Raw genomic sequence first — 16772 nt, 5'->3', positions numbered from 1 at the left:
ATGAGTTTAAAGCATTATTTAGAAAAAATTGAGCCGCAATTTGAAAAAGGCGGCAAACATGAAAAGTGGTACGCTTTGTACGAAGCTGTTGCCACTATTTTATACACGCCAGGTAAAGTGACCAAGTCAGCAACGCATGTTCGTGACAGTATCGACTTGAAACGAATTATGATTTTTGTCTGGTTGATGTTATTCCCTGCGATGTTTTTTGGCATGTTTAACATTGGTCATCAGGCCGCACAGGTGTTGTCAGCAACTGTGACAGTACCTGATACCTGGCAAGTGGCGTTGTTCCATCTGCTTGGTGGTGAGCTTACGACTGAATCCGGTTGGGGCAGCAAAATGCTCTATGGTGCTTGTTGGTTCCTGCCGATTTATGCCGTGGTTTTTGCGGTTGGTGGTTTCTGGGAAGTACTGTTTGCATCGGTCCGGAAACATGAAATCAACGAAGGCTTTTTCGTTTCGTCTATTTTATTTGCCCTGATCCTGCCGGCGACAATTCCGTTATGGCAAGCTGCACTTGGTATTAGTTTTGGTATCGTCATCGCCAAAGAAGTATTTGGTGGTACAGGTCGTAACTTCTTAAACCCAGCCTTAGCCGGTCGGGCCTTCTTGTTCTTTGCTTATCCGGCACAAATTTCCGGTGACAAAGTGTGGACCGTAGCTGACGGTTATGCCGGTGCGACCTGGTTATCCAAAGCTGCCAACGGTGAAGTGTCTGACTGGTCTATCAACCCGCAATGGTGGGATGCTTTTTATGGCTTTATTCCAGGTTCAATCGGTGAAACCTCAACACTCGCACTGATGATTGGTGGTTTAGCGCTGATTTATCTGCGGATCGCTTCATGGCGCATTGTGTCTGGTGTGTTGATCGGTACTATTGTGTTTTCTACCATGTTTAATCTGATTGGCTCTGATACCAATGCGATGTTCGCGATGCCATGGTATTGGCATGTGGTGTTGGGCGGTTTTGCCATTGGTTTGTTCTTTATGGCAACAGATCCGGTATCTGCTTCTTTCACCGACGGTGGCAAGTGGGCATACGGTATTCTGATTGGTTTTATGGTCGTGATGATCCGTGTGGTGAACCCGGCATATCCTGAAGGGATGATGTTGGCGATCTTGTTCGCTAATCTGTTCGCGCCATTATTTGATTTTATGGTAGCGCAAAGCAATATCAAGCGGAGGCTGGCACGCAATGTCTAGTAATAATGAAAGTATCGGCAAAACGTTTTTTGTCGTTATTGGTCTGTGCCTGATCTGTGCGATTTTTGTATCCACAGCAGCGGTCGGTTTACGGCCAATGCAGAACGAAAACAAACTGCTTGATGCACAAAAAAATATTCTGGCTGCAGTTGGTATGTTAGACGGCGCTGACGTCAAAGCGCAGTTTGAAAAACATGTGCAAATCCGTTTAGTCGATTTAGACACTGGTGAGTTTGTTGACCAGGATCCATTGACTTACGATTACCGCAAAATGATGAAAGACCCGGCTGGCAGTATTTCTCTTGATGAGAAAGATGACCAGGCGAAAATCAAAACCAGAGCGAAAATTGCGCCGGTTTATCTGGCCTATGCTGAAGGTGTTGCTTCAAAGAACGTCACTTCGCTGGTGTTACCGGTGCACGGTTATGGCTTGTGGTCAACCATGCATGGTTTTCTGGCGCTGGATAAAGACGGCAATACGATCAAAGGTCTGAATTACTATGAACATGGTGAAACGCCAGGTTTAGGTGCAGAAATTCAGAACCCGAAATGGGTGGCACAGTTTGTTGGCAAAAAGCTGATGGATGATGCTGGCAATCCGGCAATTAAAATCCTGAAGCCTGGTAATGCTGATGCGACATCTGCCCACCAGGTCGATGGTTTGTCTGGTGCAACTATTACCAGCAACGGCGTGCAAAACACCTTCGCATTCTGGTCTGGTGCAAAAGGCTTTGCGCCATTCCTGACTAAAGTTCGTCAAGGAGCATTAAACAATGGCTAATGCAAAAGAAATGAAAGCCCTTGTCTTCGGACCTGTATTCGCGAACAACCCGATTGCATTGCAAGTTCTGGGTATTTGTTCGGCGTTGGCTGTAACGACCAAGCTGGATAAAGCCTTGGTTATGGGGGTGGCGCTGACTTTGGTTACCGCGTTCTCCAGTATGTTTATCTCGATGATTCGCAATCACATTCCATCAAGTGTGCGGATTATTGTGCAGATGACCATCATTGCGTCATTGGTTATTGTCGTTGACCAAATCCTGAAAGCTTATGCCTATAACGTGGCAAAAGAGCTGTCGGTATTTGTGGGTCTGATTATTACCAACTGTATCGTGATGGGACGTGCTGAAGCTTATGCGATGAAGAGCCCACCCCTGATGTCATTCCTGGATGGTATCGGTAACGGTTTGGGTTACACCGTGCTGTTGGTTATTGTCGCCGTATTCCGTGAATTACTGGGTTCAGGCACGCTGCTTGGCGTAGAAATTCTGCCGCTGGTGAGTGCTGGTGGTTGGTATCTGCCGAACGGTCTGTTGTTGATGCCACCAAGTGCATTCTTCATTATCGGTTTATTGATTTGGTTGTTACGGACCTGGCGTCCGGAACAGCAAGAGAAGCACTAAGGAGCCATGACATGGAACATTATTTAAGTTTGTTTGTCCGTGCCGTGTTTATCGATAACTTAGCGTTATCGTTTTTCCTCGGTATGTGTACTTTTATTGCAATTTCCAAGCAAATCAAAACTGCTTTCAGTTTAGGTGTTGCGGTAACCGTGGTATTGGCTTTGTCAGTGCCGCTGAACAACATCGTGTTTAAGCAGTTTTTGGCGCCTGGTGCTTTGGATTGGTTGGGCTTTCCGGATACCGACCTGAGTTTCTTAGGGTTTATCGCTTACATCGGCGTTATCGCTGGTTTAGTGCAGGTCCTGGAAATGTTCCTCGATAAATACGTGCCTTCGCTGTACAACGCCTTAGGTATCTTTTTACCGTTGATCACAGTGAACTGTGCAATTTTCGGCGGTGTGGCGTTTATGGTTGAACGTGATTACACCCTGGCCGAAAGTGCCGTGTTCGGTTTAGGTGGTGGTATTGGCTGGACTCTGGCAATCACAGTGATGGCAGCTGTCAGTGAAAAACTGAAATATGCTGACGTGCCTGTGGCTTTGCGCGGTTTAGGCTCACGTTTTATCATGGTTGGTCTGATGAGTCTGGGCTTCTTGTCCTTCTCAGGCGTGTCCCTGTAATCATCAGCAGTAGAAGGAAAACACAATGCAATATACTGAGATTTATCTTGGTGTTGGTATGTTCACCTTACTGGTTGTTGCATTAGTCGTCATGATTTTGGCGGCTAAAGCGAAACTGGTATCTTCCGGTGAAATTATCATTGGTATCAATGGTGATCCAACGAAGTCGATTAAAACCGGTGCTGGTGGCAAACTATTAAGCGTGTTGGCAGATAAAGGTATTTTCTTATCGTCTGCTTGCGGTGGCGGTGGCTCTTGTGGCCAGTGTCGTGTGCACGTTCATTCAGGTGGCGGTGATGTTCTGCCCGTCGAATTTGGTCATCTGACCAAAGGCGAGCGTCGCGAAGGTTGTCGTCTGGCGTGCCAGGTCAGCGTCAAAACGGATATGCAAATTGAAGTTGAAGCTGAAATCTTCGGCATCAAAAAATGGGCTTGTTCGGTTATTTCTAACGATAACAAAGCAACCTTCATTAAAGAGCTGAAGCTGCAAATTCCTGATGGTGAATCAGTGCCATTCCGCGCTGGTGGTTATATTCAGATCGAAGCCCCGGCACACCATATTAAATATGCAGATTTTGATATCCCTGCTGAATATCGTGGTGACTGGGAACGCTTCAAGTTCTTCACTTTAGAATCTAAAGTCGACGAAGAAACCATCCGTGCTTATTCGATGGCGAACTATCCGGAAGAAGAAGGTATCATCATGTTAAACGTGCGGATCGCAACACCACCGCCAAATAACCTGACGCTGCCTTGCGGTAAAATGTCTTCGTTTATCTGGAGCCTGAAGGCTGGCGATAAAGTAACGATTTCGGGTCCATTTGGTGAGTTCTTCGCCAAAGATTCCGACAACGAAATGGTCTTTATCGGTGGTGGTGCTGGTATGGCGCCAATGCGTTCGCACATTTTTGACCAGCTGCGCCGGTTAAAATCACAGCGCAAAATCACCTTCTGGTACGGTGCCCGTTCCAAGCGTGAAATGTTCTATGTTGAAGATTTCGATATGCTGCAAGCGGAAAACGAAAACTTTAAGTGGCACGTCGCATTGTCTGATCCACAACCGGAAGACAATTGGACTGGCTACACCGGCTTTATCCACAACGTCATTTTCGAAAACTACCTGAAGAACCACAAGGCTCCGGAAGATTGTGAATTCTACATGTGTGGTCCACCGATGATGAACAAAGCGGTCATCAATATGCTGAAAGACTTAGGCGTAGAAGATGACAACATCCTGTTGGATGATTTCGGTGGTTAATCACTGAGTTACAAGCAAAGCCAACCTCCGGGTTGGCTTTGTGCTTTTTAGCGCGCAAGAAGATTGTTATAATGCGCGCACTTGAAGCTAGGTGTTGACTGCGGGCCAGCAATGCCGCGATTCTGACTGAGGTTACGATGGAAATTTTTGTACTGACATTTATTCTGATGCTGATAGTTTTCGCTGCGATGGCCATCGGTTATATGGTGCAACGTAAAACAATTGCCGGTAGCTGTGGCGGTTTAGGTGCCTTAGGGATCGAAAAAGCCTGTGATTGTGACAATCCTTGCGAAAAACGTCAGGAGCGGCTGCGTAAAGAAAAAGAGTGGCAGGAAAATAAAATTATTTGAAGATGTCGCAAAAGCGCATGCTGCCCCTGACAACATGCGCCTTTTCAACTAAAACCGATAACCCACAGCCAACTTGATGGCATAAAGCGATTCAGCATCTGGATCAGAGAGTCCCACGACCTCGAACCGGCTAAACCATTGTTGGTTAAATTGATGATCTACTCCTAAGCCATAAAGCAGACCAATATTGGTATTTGATGATGCACAACCCCCAATGGTACCAACGATAACTTGATTGACGCTAACAATACTGGTGTGTGTTGGTGATTCAGAGGCGGCGCATGTTTTATTTCCATGATGAAACACCCAGGATTCAGATTTATTGTTGATCGCGCCGACCCGATAAAACAAAGTGCTGTCATCATCTAAAGCGGTTTTCCCCAATACACTCAGTGCTAAACCAGCATTTTTGACGCCAGATTCGAATACTACAGTGTTGTTGCCACCAAAATGAGGCCATTTCGGCGATTGGTCTATCAACTGGTCATACCCAACCTCCAGGCTCCATTGTTCGGTCAGTGTATAGCCAAAGCCGATTTGACCACCATTCCCGCTGCGGTCCACAGGTTTTTCAACTTTACTGTAGTAGCCACCCACTGTCAGGTACATATCAGCCATGGCATTGCCGGTTGTTGTAGCACAAAGTAGTAACAGGGCTGCTGACGTATGTCTTTGCATAAACTAAATTCCTTTTTCAGAGATGGGTTTGCTGTTGGTACGTTTAGGGCGGATCCTAACATAGGAATTAAAGATGCTAAAATGCAACTTAATGGTAAATGAATGGTTTGATTGGTTTTTTGCCACCACAAAAAGTAGATTGATGTCCGTGTGCTGGCTGTAGCCCACCGCTGACAGCGGACTATTTTTGCATTCATTCCGGTTAGCTTGTGCTGGCAAAGCTACTGCCCGATAATGCTGCCAATCTCAAAAGAAGGATAATGAAAACAATGGCCTTACCTCTTTGTATCACAGTATCAGACCTGAGTTCGGCTTTGACCGATCCACAATTTGATGCGCTTATTTTGATTTGTACGCAAGTAACCGAAATTCCTGACAATAACCTGCAACAACAGGTCAATCAGATTGCTGCTATTGATCAGCGAGTTGGTAAAGAAGCGGTTTTGTTACACACAACACTGGTTCCGGGTCATCGCTGTATCGTTGCACCGGTCGGGTCATTAGGGCGCGACTATGACGACGTGCGTAGTTTTGCCGACATCGCAAAACAAGCGATCGTTCTGGCCAAAAATTCAGGCGCGGTAAGGCCTTTGGTATGGGTGCAACATGCAGAGGGCGCTGCTTTTTCCAAGGCGGCAGAAGTCGTGTATCTGGCAATGGCACAAGCATTATGGCAACCGCTGGAAGGTCGTGAAGCGCTGGGTGAAGCCGTGGTGGAACCAGTGCAACAACTTGGTCTGGTCGGCGTTGACGAACAGCTTGCTATCAGGCTCACGGCGATTGAAGCTGGCAAGCGACTAGCACGTGACTTATGTGGCACCGAACCGGAACGGATGACCCCGCGACGCTTTGCCGATTATTGTGTGGAGGCTTTTACCGATTCCGCGGTGTCGGTACAGGTACAAACAGACGTCGACACCTTGCAGCAGCAATACCCATTAATGATGGCGGTCGCCCGTAGTTCATTGCATGTAGAACGGCACAAGCCGGCGGTGATCCGCCTCGAATATGTGCCGGAAGGTGAAGTCACCCAAACGTTATTGTTCGCTGGAAAAGGCTTGGTGTACGATACGGGCGGCGCCGATGTCAAAATCAATGGCGGCATGGCCGGGATGAGCCGCGACAAAGGCGGGGCAGCAGCCGTTGCTGGCTTTTTAAAAACTGTCGCCTTGCTAAAACCAGCCGGTTTAAAAGTCATTGCCGAAATCGGTGCCGTTCGGAACAGCATCGGATCCGATGCGTTTGTGCCTGATGAAATTATTAAAAGCCATGCTGGCGTGCGTGTCCGGATTGGCAATACCGATGCCGAAGGACGTCTGGTGCTGGCTGATTTGATGTCTCACCTGAAACAGGATGCCGCGGATGCGGTGAATCCCACTTTGTTTTCAGTTGCAACCTTAACCGGTCACGCCGCCAGAGCTGTGGGTCCTTACACTGCTTTGGTGGAAAATGGTGCTGCTTTACAACTCGGCTTGTCGGCGACATTGGCGCGGCAGGGAGATATTTGGGGTGATCCAAGCGAAGTATCACGGAGTCGCCGCGAAGATTTCAGTTTTATTAAACCACGCAGCTGTGCCGACGATGTGCTGAGCTGTAACAATGCGCCTTCATCCGTTACTGCCCGCGGTCATCAGTTCCCGATGGCGTTTCTGGTGGTCGCAGCGGGTTTGGATCAGGCGTCGGCTGTTGCAAAATCAGCATTACCTTATGTGCACATCGATATTGCCGGTAGTGGCGTCGATGGCGGCGACTGGCAACATGGTAAACCTTCGGCCGCGCCGGTGACGGCGCTGGTGGCGACTTATCTTTCATCGTGACCTGTAGGTCTCAACCGGTCATCCGAAAAAGTGAGGATGGCCAGCGTTGGTTGGTGTTTAGGGCGCTGTTTACCCGATCTTCGGTTAAAAAGCGCTGATCTGCTGCGACAGCGAGCGCTGTCGCAGCGACTATTTACCCAACTCGGCGAATATTAGCCGCCAAACAGGTTGTGACCTCTGCCTTTGCTCGGTATGCTGGATAGCATGATGATTCAGACGGATTTGGGTTCAACAGACGAATGAGACTACGCGAAACTCTGGTTATTTATATGTTTCCGTTGTTAGTGCTGCCCACTGTCTTGTTCGGCTACCTGTCTTATTACTACAGCAGTAGCACTTTCAGTCACCAGGCTTATATCAAAGTTGCCCGCCATCTTGGTCACCACCAGCAAAAACTCGAACACTTCTTTAATTATCAGCAGCAGGCATTAATCACGCTGGCGAAACAAACGACGTTGCAGCAATTTGTCGCTGAATCAGCACCTGCAGCTATCGCCGTACAGCCACTGCTCTTGCAATACCAACAGCAGCACGATGATGTGCAACAAGTTAAATTGCTGAAACTGAACGGTGAGCTGGTTGCATCAGCGCCGGCTAATGCTTTGCCCGATATTGCGGTCAACAAATTTCGGAGTGAATATTTCTCGTCGTTGCAAAGTATGGTCGATGACAGCGGAATTTTTATTTCCAGGGAAACTGATTTAAATGACCTGAAAGTCATCGTCGCACAAAAGGTTTATCAACCGGCTAAAAATAGTTCCGATATCAACCGGTTATGGGGTTACCTGGTCGCCACTGTCGATATGCGGGAGCTTGACTCCGTGGTGCAGGACAAGCTACTGGAACACCATGAAACCTTGGTGGTGAGCGGCAGCGGCAATATTGCTTACGCTGACAAAGCCAATTTGGTAGGGAGTGCCTTTGCACCCACCAATTTCCGGCAAATTCAGCAAACGGTGGCCGCCGAACGGTTGAAATCTGTGGTGCTGCTAGGAAAACCAATGCTGGTGCTGGCTGCGGCACTACCCGGTGATTTTATGCTGGTGAGCGCCGTCGATGAATCCGAGTTACTTGAAGGCATGGATTTGTTGCCGTTATTCTTGTTTGGCAGCAGTTTAATCTTTGCGCTTGGTTTGCCTCTGCTGTGCTATTGGGTGCTGGTTCGTTATATTTTTGAGCCGATTAAAGTACTGACCGAAGCAAAGACCGCCGTTGGCCGTGGTGATTTAAGCTCGTTACTGGTGGTCAAAAAGCAGGATGAACTGGGCGATATGTTTGCCGCTTTTAATGTGATGGTGCGCCAGTTGCGGGTGTACCGGGATCGGGAGCGTGCTTATAAACAATTACTGGAAGACAAGGTATTGCAGCGAACGCAGGATCTGGCACAAGCCAACAGCAATCTGGCGGCAGCGAACCAGGAGTTAATTCAGGCACGGGAAACCGCCGAGCAGGCAAACCGGCTGAAAAGTGTGTTTCTGGCGAATATGAGCCATGAAATCCGCACACCGCTGACTGCAATTATTGGCTTTAGCGAACAAGCGCTGATTGAAACCGAACGTGAAAAACTGGCGGATTATTTACAACGGGTACTGCGTAGTGGCGATCATTTACTGAATTTAATCAACGACATTCTAGATCTGTCAAAAATTGAAGCCGAAAAACTGGAGCTATCCAGCCAGTCGTTTAATTTCCTGCAGATGATTGACGATATCTACCAGCAAACCAGCAGTCAGGCGCAAGCGAAGCATCTGAATTGCGTGCTGGAACTGAATTATCCGCTGCCCCAATTTTTACAGACCGATGAACTGCGGTTTCGGCAGGTGTTGTTAAATTTGACCAGCAATGCCTTGAAGTTTACTCAGCGCGGCAAAGTGGTGATCCATGTCAGTTACCTGACCGGCGACGAGCAGCTGATCATCAAAATTAAAGATACCGGCATTGGCATGTCCGTTGACGAGCTGAATAAGTTGTTCCAGCCCTTTGTGCAGGCCGATGCTACGGTGACCCGTAATTTTGGCGGAACCGGGCTTGGATTGGTCATTTCGAAAAAGCTGATGCAACAAATGCAGGGCGATATCCGGGTTGAAAGTGTAAAAGGCATTGGTAGTTGTTTTGAGATTATGATGAATTGTGAAAACCAACATGTAAGTCTGGTGGATTCTTATGAACATCAGGCCGCGACTGTGCAGCCTGCGCCGGATAATTTCCAGACCAGTAAATTAAAAATTCTGGTGGCAGAGGACAACACCGATAATCAGCTGTTGGTGTCGGTATTGCTGAATAAAATGAATGTCGATTATGTGATGGTCGCCAATGGTCATCAGGCGGTTGAGCAACTGCTGGTCACTGAATTTGATTTGGTGTTTATGGATATGCAGATGCCGGAAATGGGGGGGGAAGAAGCGACCTTATTAATCCGGCACGCAGGTATTGATGTGCCTATAATTGCCTTAACTGCCAATGTGATGCGTGAAGATCATCAACGATATTTGTTAGCCGGTTGTCAGGACTTGCTGGCGAAACCCATAGTGCAAAAGGACTTTTACGCCATGATCAAACAGTACACTCACAAGGAACGCTCGATGGAAGAAGAGTTGGCCCTGCGATTAGAACAAGATCCGACCATTATTGCGTTAAAACGCGACTTTGCCGAAAAATTGCCGTCATTGATTAGTGAACTGCAACATTATCAGCAAGTTGCAGATCTCGCCAAACTACAATATGAAGCGCATAGCCTGAAAGGTTGTGCCGGTAGTATGGGCTTTCCGGAGATCACTCAGCTGGCTGCTGAACTTGAGATGTCGGCCCGAAGTACCGATTTGATGGCATGTCAGCTGATTTTAGGCCGGATGCAGCAGCATCTGAGCAGCAGGCAACCAGTGTCGCAGATCACAGATAAGGGGATGGCATGACGGTAACATCTGCAGCAGCTTCGGTAAGCCGCGAATTTGAGCTACATCCGCAGCTGGCGAAAGATTCGGTATGGATCAGTGACTGGCCTTTGTGTCAGTTACGGCTGATTAACGATAAAAATTACCCTTGGTTTATTCTGGTGCCAAGAAGGTCTGATGTGCGTGAAATCATTGATTTAACTGATGATGACCAACAGTTATTGTGGCGGGAAAGCCAAAAGCTCAGCCGGTTATTGCAACAATGTTATGCCCCGGATAAGTTGAATATTGCTGCGCTTGGCAATATGGTTCCGCAGTTACACCTCCATCATATCGGCCGTTTCACCACGGATGCGGCCTGGCCAGCACCGGTGTGGGGGAAAGTGCCCGCCGTCTCTTACAGCGAAACTGAATTGCACACTGAATGCCGACGCTGGGCTTTGTTTTAATGGGACAGGATGGGTTATGTCAGCCGAAAATGCATTAGTTACCCTGTTAATGGCAAAACTGGCCACCAATATGTTGGTGCTGCCCACCTTGCCGGAAATCGCTGTCCGGGTACGCCAGGCCGCCGATGATCCGGATATCAATCTGCATGCGATGGCTGAAGTGATTTCGTTGGATCCGGCGTTGGCGGCGCGGATGATCAAAATTGCCAACAGTGCTTTTATCGGACGCAGTATTAAGGTGTCGACCGTGAATCAGGCGGTGACCCGGATCGGTTTGAGTCAGGTGAAAAATATTGCAACCGCCATGGCGCTGGAGCAGCTGTTTGTCAGCCATACACCGGAAATCGCCGCCAAAATGGCTGAATTGTGGCGTGATACTGTGCATGTCACCTGTGTAGCCATGGCCTGTCTGCAAGCATATTTACCCAAGCATAAACACGACAATCTGAATCTGGATACCCTGACGCTGGCGGCGCTTATTCACCGGATTGGGGTATTGCCGATTTTGGCTGAGGCGGAAAAACACCCGCAAGTTTTTGGTGAAGAAACATTTTTATTGCGGGCGATTGATGAGTTTTCATCGCCGATTGGCGAAGCGATTTTACGCAGCTGGGAGTTTTCAGACACCTTTATTGATGTGGTGCATCGCTGGCAACTGACTGAATTCGAAGGACATGTCAGCTATGCCGACTTTATCCGGCTGGGGCTGATTGCAGCCAATTATTATCGGGATCGGCGGGAGCAGGATAAATTACTGGATGCTTATGTGCAGGTCGGGTTAATCAGTACCAGCGCATTTATGCAGGAGCCTGTCATTGCGTTGGCTTATAACGAAGCAAAAGCCCTGTTTGTTTGATGCAAAGGTTTGATGCTAAGCTTTGATTCGAAAATCCGAAAAACAGCCAGTGAGTTGCAGTATCTGCATCGGCTCACTGGCTGCGATATCAGCTTAAGCCGCTGGCGTGACCGCCTGCTGCAACGATTTAAGTAATACCGCCAGTTCATTCGCCATCACCAGCAAATCGGCATCAAGGCGCAGTACGATATCATCCCAGCCTAACTCGTCATTCTGATTGGCCAGCACTTCATGGAAACGCAGCTTTTTCAGGCCGCCGTCGTCACAGACCATAAAACTCGCCTGACCTTCAACCACGAACTCCAGTTTCGTCACCAGCTTGTCTTCGAGATGACTTTGCACTTCGGCCGCCGTCAGCAGATGGTTGCTGAATTTTACTTTGGCGCCTTCTTCATCCGGAGCCTTTAATTCAGCTTCATTACCTAATTTAAAACCGGTGGGTAAATCCTGATCCGTTAACCACTGTTGCATCGCCAGATTCAGTTGATTGTTATCAATCCACGGTAGTGCCGGCAACGAACCCAGTGCTTTGCGCACTAAACTCAGCACATCTTCAGCTTTACCTGCTGAACTGCTGTTGACGATAAACCATTGATTTTCAGCATCATAAAGTGCAGTGGTCACTGTAGAGCGGCTAAATGCCCGTGGCAACAGTGCTTGAATAAGTTCTTCTTTGAGCGCCTGCTTTTCTTTGCGACCGAGCGGTCGGCCTTTTTCCATTTCCAGCGCGTCAATTTTTGGCTGCAATTCTTCATTGATGACTGCGGCAGGCAGCACTTTTTCCTGACGTTTTACCGCGAAAAGGTGCAAGTGTTGCTGCTGGTGATGATACTGCTTAATGCTGTGATGCAGCGGGTAGGTAAAGCCCATCCGGACTGCTTCTTGTCCGGTACAGGGACTGAATTTATGTTCGGTCAGCGCACGTTCTAAGGCTTCTGGTTCCAGATTTAAGGCTTCGGTAATTTTATAAACACGCAGATTTTTAAACCACATAATAGAACTGACTCTTTTGCAAAAAAAGCCAGTATACCGATTACCCGATGCGGCACAACAGCTTCATGGCCACCAACAACACAGCTGTTCAATGTTCCGGCAACGTGCCAGTGGTCATCCTTGTTTTAGCGCTTCAGCACCTTCGGAAAGCGGATATGGTAAGCCAAACCATGGCCAAGTTCGCTTTTCACCTGGATGCTGCCGGCCAGGGTTTGGCGCACCAGGTTGTAAGTAATATGGGTGCCAAGACCGCTGCCGCCTTGGTCACGCTTGGTAGTAAAAAACGGATGGAACAATTTCTCCAGTTGCTCCGGCGTTAAGCCTTTACCGTTGTCGGCATAATTGATATCGACCACATTGCCTTCATCAACGACTGTGATATTGATATTGCCTTCCGTCATCTCTTCAAAACCGTGGATCAGGGAGTTCATCAACAGGTTGGTGAAAATTTGCGAAATAGCACCAGCCGGACAGCTCAGGATCAGGTTTTCCGGACAATTCACTTCAATATGATGTTTGGTCTTTTTAAAATGTGGCTGCAAGCTACGAATAATTTCATTCAGATAATCAGCCAGTTGGATGGTTCTGATTGCTTCGCTGGTTTGGTCAACCGCGATTTGTTTAAAGCTGGCTATGAGTTCAGAAGCGCGGATCAGATTGGTGTTCAGTAACTCAGTGCCTTGTTTGGCTTCTTCAATAAAATGCTCCAGCGCTTTTGGCGACAGGCTTTTTTCCTGATAGGCATGTTCCAGCGCGGCTAGTTTTTCGGCGAGGAAGCTGGTCGCAGTGACGCCAATACCAACCGGCGTATTCACTTCATGGGTAATACCAGCGACCAAACCACCGAGTGCCGCCATTTTTTCCGATTGCACCAGCCGGTCTTGCGCCTGGCGTAAATCGGTGACTAATTTTTCCAGTTCGGTTTGTTTACCACGCAAGGCTTCTTCGGTGTGACGACGACGCTCTATTTCTTCACGAAGTGCTTGTTGCTTGACTTCAAGCTCTTGTTTTTGTTGCTGTAAGTCCATCATCGCTTGGCTAAGGCCGGACGTTTTACGGGCAACTTCCTGCTCTAAAATCAGATTGTGCTGATCGAGCTTTTCGTTCGATTGTAGTAGTTGTTTTTGGGTGTTTTCCAGCTGCCCTTTGTAATCCTGTACCCGGGCGATCAGGCGGTTAAAGGCATCTGCCATCACGCTCAGTTCGTTGGTGTCGCCGTGTTGAATTTCAACTTTGGCGCCATCAAGGTTATCCAGTTCCAGTTCTTCAATTTGTTGGGTGAGTTCAGCCAGTGGCAGGGTCAATTGTCGGCGAAAGGCGATCAGAAACAGAATGATTAAAAAAGTGGTTTTCAGCAGCGCATTGCCGATCAGGAAATAGATACCGATTTTGATCCGATCCAGCACGATGGTGCGGCTGGAAAACAAGGTGACATCGCCGACTTGCGTGGCGCGGCCGGAAAATTCAAAAATCAGCGGGAAGGTATAACCAAATAGACCGGATTTTTGCTCGGTCAGTCTGACGCCTTCTTTCACCAGCTGATTGCTGTACCGCTCGCTGATGTCGATGTATTGACCTAATTGGGTAATGACGGCGCCACTGTCATCACGCACGATAATACCTTCAATCGATGGGATAGCTAACAAGCCATCGGCGATAATCAGCGCCTGAGTCGTGTTCAGCTCCCAGATGGCCCGGGTTAAGCTGCCAGAGATGGTTTGTTGCAGCGTGGCCAGTTCGCCGTTGATATGATTTTTAGTATTGAAATACTCGGCGACGATCTGCCCAAGTGTGACGACAAAGGTTAAAACAAAATAAACTGACAACACTTTGGTCAGCAGTTTCCTTGATAAACTTTTTTGCTGCATCTGACTACCTGTGATTTCAGCTTGGGATATCCATCCGGTGCTGTAAAATTAGCTAAAAAAAACAACAATTAAAATAGAAATGTCAGATTTAGTTCCGGTATTTACTTGTTTTGCGGTTTGGCGTGATGCAAGCCATTGTTTTGAGACACGGATTCAAGTCATTTTCCACTGGCAACTATAGCTGAATTTCCGGTTTGCTGAAAATTAAAGCAAGGTTGTTAATAACCGCAAATTTGGACCGGCAATTTGTGGGTATCTGTTGCATTAGCTGGGGTTACTGGTTATATTTTGCCCGTAACTTCGCAGAATAATTAGAATTAATTGAGGCTGTACCGAATGGCTTTGCCAGTGCTTATTTGTGATGACTCGTTGTTGGCGCGTAAACAAGTGCGCAAGAGTTTACCTGAATCTTTTGACGCTGAATTTCAGACTGCCGGTAACGGTTTAGAAGCACTGACGATATTACGTGCACAGGAAATTGGGCTGGTTTTTCTCGATTTAACCATGCCTGAGCTCGATGGCATTGGTGTGCTGGAAGCAATCAAAGCCGAAAGCATCGACTGTTTTGTCATTGTCATTTCTGCTGATATCCAACCTGAGATGAAAAAGCGGGTGATGGAACTCGGCGCTTTAGCTTTTATTCATAAGCCGGTCAATGAAGACAAACTGCACAGCATTTTAAAACAGTATGGATTGATATGAGTACTTTGGGATTCAGCGAAGAACAACGCGATTGTCTGCAGGAAATCATCAATGTGGCGATGGGACTGGCCAGTGATAAACTTGCCCGGTTTCTCAATACTTTTGTGCATTTGCAAGTACCCTCGATCGCCTTAGTTGGTGCCAGCCATATCCCTGCTGAATTTGAAAACCGCTATCAGGATACCGAAGCCGCACTGGTCAGCCAGGGGTTTTTCGGTAATGAAGGCGTTCGTGGTGAAGCCATCGTGCTGTATCAAATGGAAAACGCCCATAAGATTTCGGCGTTACTGGGTTATGAAGTGGGCGATGTTTCTGAAATTGAAATGTTGACCGATATCAGCTCTATTCTAACCACCACCTTCTTAAACGGTTTAGCCGATCAAATCGAAAATAGCCTGTCTTACAGCGCGCCACGGGTGTTGTCTTCGGTGAAAGGCGATATGTCGAGTTTATTGCGCAATACCTCGTTTCACTGGGAACATGCGCTGAAAGTTGACATCAGCTATCAGCTGGTTGACCACTCCTTTAATTGCGACATGATTTTGCTGATCCCAGGCGAAGCCGTCACCAATATCCAACGTATTCTTGATCGGATCCTGGAAGACTATTGATGTCGCATGCCTGGTTAAGTAGTCCAATTCTGGCGCAACTCAATAGTGGCGTGATTGTGATCGACGACGAATATCAGATCCACTATCTGAATGCCTTTATTGAACGACATGCCTCGGTGCAATTATCCGAAGTGCAGGGCAAATCGATTTTTTCGGTATTTGCCGATTTACCTGAAGCCTGGCTGAAACGAAAGCTGATGAGCGTGCTGGATTTGAACACGCCAGCCTTCAGCAGTTGGGAACAGCGACAGTATATTTTTAAGTTACCGCATTTAAGACCCATCACCAGCAGTAGCCAATACATGGCGCAAAACTGCAGCATGTTGCCGCTCGTTTCCGATCAGACCGACCAGCCACTGATCTGCATTCTGATTGAAGACGCTACCGATGCCTTTGTTTATCAGCAGCATTTAAGTAAAACGCTGATTGAACTGGAGCGGGCGAATAGGCAGGACGGCCTGACGAAAGTGCTGAATCGCCGGTATTGGGAAGAGCAGCTGAAGCAGGAAATTCATCGGGCGCAGCGTTATCATCACCCGTTGTCATTGATTTTGTTTGATCTGGATAAATTCAAAGATCTCAATGACAAGTATGGCCATTTGGGTGGCGATTTTGTGTTGATCCAGCTGGCATCTTTTATCAGCAGTTTGCTGCGTGATTCTGATTTGTTCGGCCGTTATGGTGGTGAAGAATTTGGCATCATTCTGCCGGATACCGGTCTAGAAGGTGCGGTCGAAGTGGCGGAGCGAATTTGTCAGGCAGTGGCTGAATATCCGATGTTGTTTAACCAGCAAACCATTCGTGCCAGCATCAGTATGGGCGTGGCGGAACTGCTGCCAAAACAACACTTATTACATGATGATGTGATCCGCTGTGCCGATATGGCGCTGTATAACGCCAAACGTGCCGGCCGCAACCGGGTCTGCAGTTATCTGGCCGGTGAAACCGAATATCAGAAGAAAGTGAATTAAGATAAATAGTGAACTGAAACATATAGTGAACAGAAACAAAAAGTGTTTTTTCTGAGCGGCCATTGCTGTTCAACACCGCTTGTTCTGCCGTTCAACGAC

Annotated in this window: 16 protein-coding genes; 13 read left to right on the top strand and 3 right to left on the bottom strand. The window is 47.7% G+C overall.

What is annotated here, in order from left to right:
* The 6 genes from EOE67_RS00525 (at position 1) to nqrM (ending at position 4837) form a co-directional block, all read left to right on the top strand.
* Positions 1 to 1206 carry an NADH:ubiquinone reductase (Na(+)-transporting) subunit B gene (locus EOE67_RS00525; RefSeq protein WP_127697114.1) on the top strand — a complete coding sequence of 402 codons (1206 nt, stop codon included), beginning with the start codon at positions 1 to 3 and terminating at the stop codon, positions 1204 to 1206.
* A complete protein-coding gene (locus EOE67_RS00520) occupies positions 1199 to 1987 on the top strand; it encodes a Na(+)-translocating NADH-quinone reductase subunit C (protein WP_127697113.1) in 789 nt (262 codons plus the stop codon). The genes EOE67_RS00525 and EOE67_RS00520 overlap by 8 nt, the downstream gene beginning before the upstream one ends.
* Positions 1980 to 2609: an NADH:ubiquinone reductase (Na(+)-transporting) subunit D gene (locus EOE67_RS00515; protein ID WP_127697112.1), complete on the top strand. Its 630-nt coding sequence runs from the start codon at positions 1980 to 1982 to the stop codon at positions 2607 to 2609. The genes EOE67_RS00520 and EOE67_RS00515 overlap by 8 nt, the downstream gene beginning before the upstream one ends.
* An 11-nt stretch (positions 2610 to 2620) precedes the next feature.
* Positions 2621 to 3229, top strand: a complete 609-nt coding sequence (nqrE, locus tag EOE67_RS00510) for an NADH:ubiquinone reductase (Na(+)-transporting) subunit E (RefSeq protein WP_127697111.1) — start codon at positions 2621 to 2623, stop codon at positions 3227 to 3229.
* A gap of 25 nt (positions 3230 to 3254) precedes the next feature.
* Positions 3255 to 4487 (top strand): NADH:ubiquinone reductase (Na(+)-transporting) subunit F, encoded by a 1233-nt coding sequence (gene nqrF, locus EOE67_RS00505; protein ID WP_127697110.1) that lies wholly within the window; start codon positions 3255 to 3257, stop codon positions 4485 to 4487.
* A gap of 137 nt (positions 4488 to 4624) precedes the next feature.
* On the top strand, positions 4625 to 4837 hold the full coding sequence (nqrM, locus tag EOE67_RS00500) for a (Na+)-NQR maturation NqrM (RefSeq protein ID WP_068068113.1): 213 nt from the start codon (positions 4625 to 4627) through the stop codon (positions 4835 to 4837).
* Positions 4838 to 4885: 48 nt separating this feature from the next.
* Here nqrM and EOE67_RS00495 read toward each other — a convergent pair whose 3' ends face one another.
* Positions 4886 to 5515: an outer membrane beta-barrel protein gene (locus tag EOE67_RS00495; protein WP_127697109.1), complete on the bottom strand. Its 630-nt coding sequence runs from the start codon at positions 5513 to 5515 to the stop codon at positions 4886 to 4888.
* Positions 5516 to 5775: 260 nt separating this feature from the next.
* Between EOE67_RS00495 and EOE67_RS00490 the strand changes: the two genes are divergently transcribed.
* From EOE67_RS00490 to EOE67_RS00475, 4 genes are all read left to right on the top strand, one after another.
* Complete coding sequence (locus EOE67_RS00490; RefSeq protein WP_240652654.1) at positions 5776 to 7332, top strand: M17 family metallopeptidase; 1557 nt, start codon at positions 5776 to 5778, stop codon at positions 7330 to 7332.
* 269 nt (positions 7333 to 7601) lie between these two features.
* Positions 7602 to 10244, top strand: coding sequence for an ATP-binding protein (locus EOE67_RS00485; protein WP_240652653.1), 2643 nt, complete (start codon positions 7602 to 7604; stop codon positions 10242 to 10244).
* Positions 10241 to 10672 (top strand): HIT domain-containing protein, encoded by a 432-nt coding sequence (locus EOE67_RS00480; RefSeq protein ID WP_127697107.1) that lies wholly within the window; start codon positions 10241 to 10243, stop codon positions 10670 to 10672. The genes EOE67_RS00485 and EOE67_RS00480 overlap by 4 nt, the downstream gene beginning before the upstream one ends.
* Before the next feature lie 16 nt (positions 10673 to 10688).
* On the top strand, positions 10689 to 11528 hold the full coding sequence (locus EOE67_RS00475) for an HDOD domain-containing protein (RefSeq protein ID WP_127697106.1): 840 nt from the start codon (positions 10689 to 10691) through the stop codon (positions 11526 to 11528).
* Between the two features lie 93 nt (positions 11529 to 11621).
* On the opposite strand, the gene EOE67_RS00470 is transcribed toward EOE67_RS00475, so the two are convergent.
* Complete coding sequence (locus EOE67_RS00470) at positions 11622 to 12521, bottom strand: recombination-associated protein RdgC (RefSeq protein ID WP_127697105.1); 900 nt, start codon at positions 12519 to 12521, stop codon at positions 11622 to 11624.
* A 125-nt stretch (positions 12522 to 12646) separates the two neighbouring features.
* Entirely contained in the window at positions 12647 to 14389 is a 1743-nt protein-coding gene (locus EOE67_RS00465) for an ATP-binding protein (RefSeq protein WP_127697104.1), read from the bottom strand.
* Between the two features lie 336 nt (positions 14390 to 14725).
* Between EOE67_RS00465 and EOE67_RS00460 the strand changes: the two genes are divergently transcribed.
* Genes EOE67_RS00460 through EOE67_RS00450 form a run of 3 tightly spaced genes read left to right on the top strand, consistent with a single transcriptional unit; the run spans position 14726 to position 16673 of the window.
* On the top strand, positions 14726 to 15091 hold the full coding sequence (locus tag EOE67_RS00460; protein ID WP_127697103.1) for a response regulator: 366 nt from the start codon (positions 14726 to 14728) through the stop codon (positions 15089 to 15091).
* Entirely contained in the window at positions 15088 to 15702 is a 615-nt protein-coding gene (locus tag EOE67_RS00455) for a chemotaxis protein (protein ID WP_127697102.1), read from the top strand. The genes EOE67_RS00460 and EOE67_RS00455 overlap by 4 nt, the downstream gene beginning before the upstream one ends.
* Positions 15702 to 16673 (top strand): sensor domain-containing diguanylate cyclase, encoded by a 972-nt coding sequence (locus tag EOE67_RS00450; protein WP_127697101.1) that lies wholly within the window; start codon positions 15702 to 15704, stop codon positions 16671 to 16673. Before EOE67_RS00455 ends, EOE67_RS00450 begins: the two co-directional genes overlap by 1 nt.
* Positions 16674 to 16772 lie beyond the last annotated feature (99 nt).

The sequence above is a fragment of the Rheinheimera riviphila genome, from assembly GCF_004005945.1.
Taxonomy (GTDB): Bacteria; Pseudomonadota; Gammaproteobacteria; order Enterobacterales; family Alteromonadaceae; genus Pararheinheimera; species Pararheinheimera riviphila.
Note: the sequence above shows the minus strand (reverse complement) of the source record. Positions and strands in the feature narration are given on the sequence as shown.

Bases quoted from the DNA above. Each gene is read 5' to 3' on its own strand.
- EOE67_RS00525 (WP_127697114.1), top strand. From the start codon at position 1: ATGAGTTTAAAGCATTATTTAGAAAAAATTGAGCCGCAATTTGAAAAA.
- EOE67_RS00520 (WP_127697113.1), top strand. From the start codon at position 1,199: ATGTCTAGTAATAATGAAAGTATCGGCAAAACGTTTTTTGTCGTTATT.
- EOE67_RS00515 (WP_127697112.1), top strand. From the start codon at position 1,980: ATGGCTAATGCAAAAGAAATGAAAGCCCTTGTCTTCGGACCTGTATTC.
- nqrE (WP_127697111.1), top strand. From the start codon at position 2,621: ATGGAACATTATTTAAGTTTGTTTGTCCGTGCCGTGTTTATCGATAAC.
- nqrF (WP_127697110.1), top strand. From the start codon at position 3,255: ATGCAATATACTGAGATTTATCTTGGTGTTGGTATGTTCACCTTACTG.
- nqrM (WP_068068113.1), top strand. From the start codon at position 4,625: ATGGAAATTTTTGTACTGACATTTATTCTGATGCTGATAGTTTTCGCT.
- EOE67_RS00495 (WP_127697109.1), bottom strand. From the start codon at position 5,515: ATGCAAAGACATACGTCAGCAGCCCTGTTACTACTTTGTGCTACAACA.
- EOE67_RS00490 (WP_240652654.1), top strand. From the start codon at position 5,776: ATGAAAACAATGGCCTTACCTCTTTGTATCACAGTATCAGACCTGAGT.
- EOE67_RS00485 (WP_240652653.1), top strand. From the start codon at position 7,602: ATGTTTCCGTTGTTAGTGCTGCCCACTGTCTTGTTCGGCTACCTGTCT.
- EOE67_RS00480 (WP_127697107.1), top strand. From the start codon at position 10,241: ATGACGGTAACATCTGCAGCAGCTTCGGTAAGCCGCGAATTTGAGCTA.
- EOE67_RS00475 (WP_127697106.1), top strand. From the start codon at position 10,689: ATGTCAGCCGAAAATGCATTAGTTACCCTGTTAATGGCAAAACTGGCC.
- EOE67_RS00470 (WP_127697105.1), bottom strand. From the start codon at position 12,521: ATGTGGTTTAAAAATCTGCGTGTTTATAAAATTACCGAAGCCTTAAAT.
- EOE67_RS00465 (WP_127697104.1), bottom strand. From the start codon at position 14,389: ATGCAGCAAAAAAGTTTATCAAGGAAACTGCTGACCAAAGTGTTGTCA.
- EOE67_RS00460 (WP_127697103.1), top strand. From the start codon at position 14,726: ATGGCTTTGCCAGTGCTTATTTGTGATGACTCGTTGTTGGCGCGTAAA.
- EOE67_RS00455 (WP_127697102.1), top strand. From the start codon at position 15,088: ATGAGTACTTTGGGATTCAGCGAAGAACAACGCGATTGTCTGCAGGAA.
- EOE67_RS00450 (WP_127697101.1), top strand. From the start codon at position 15,702: ATGTCGCATGCCTGGTTAAGTAGTCCAATTCTGGCGCAACTCAATAGT.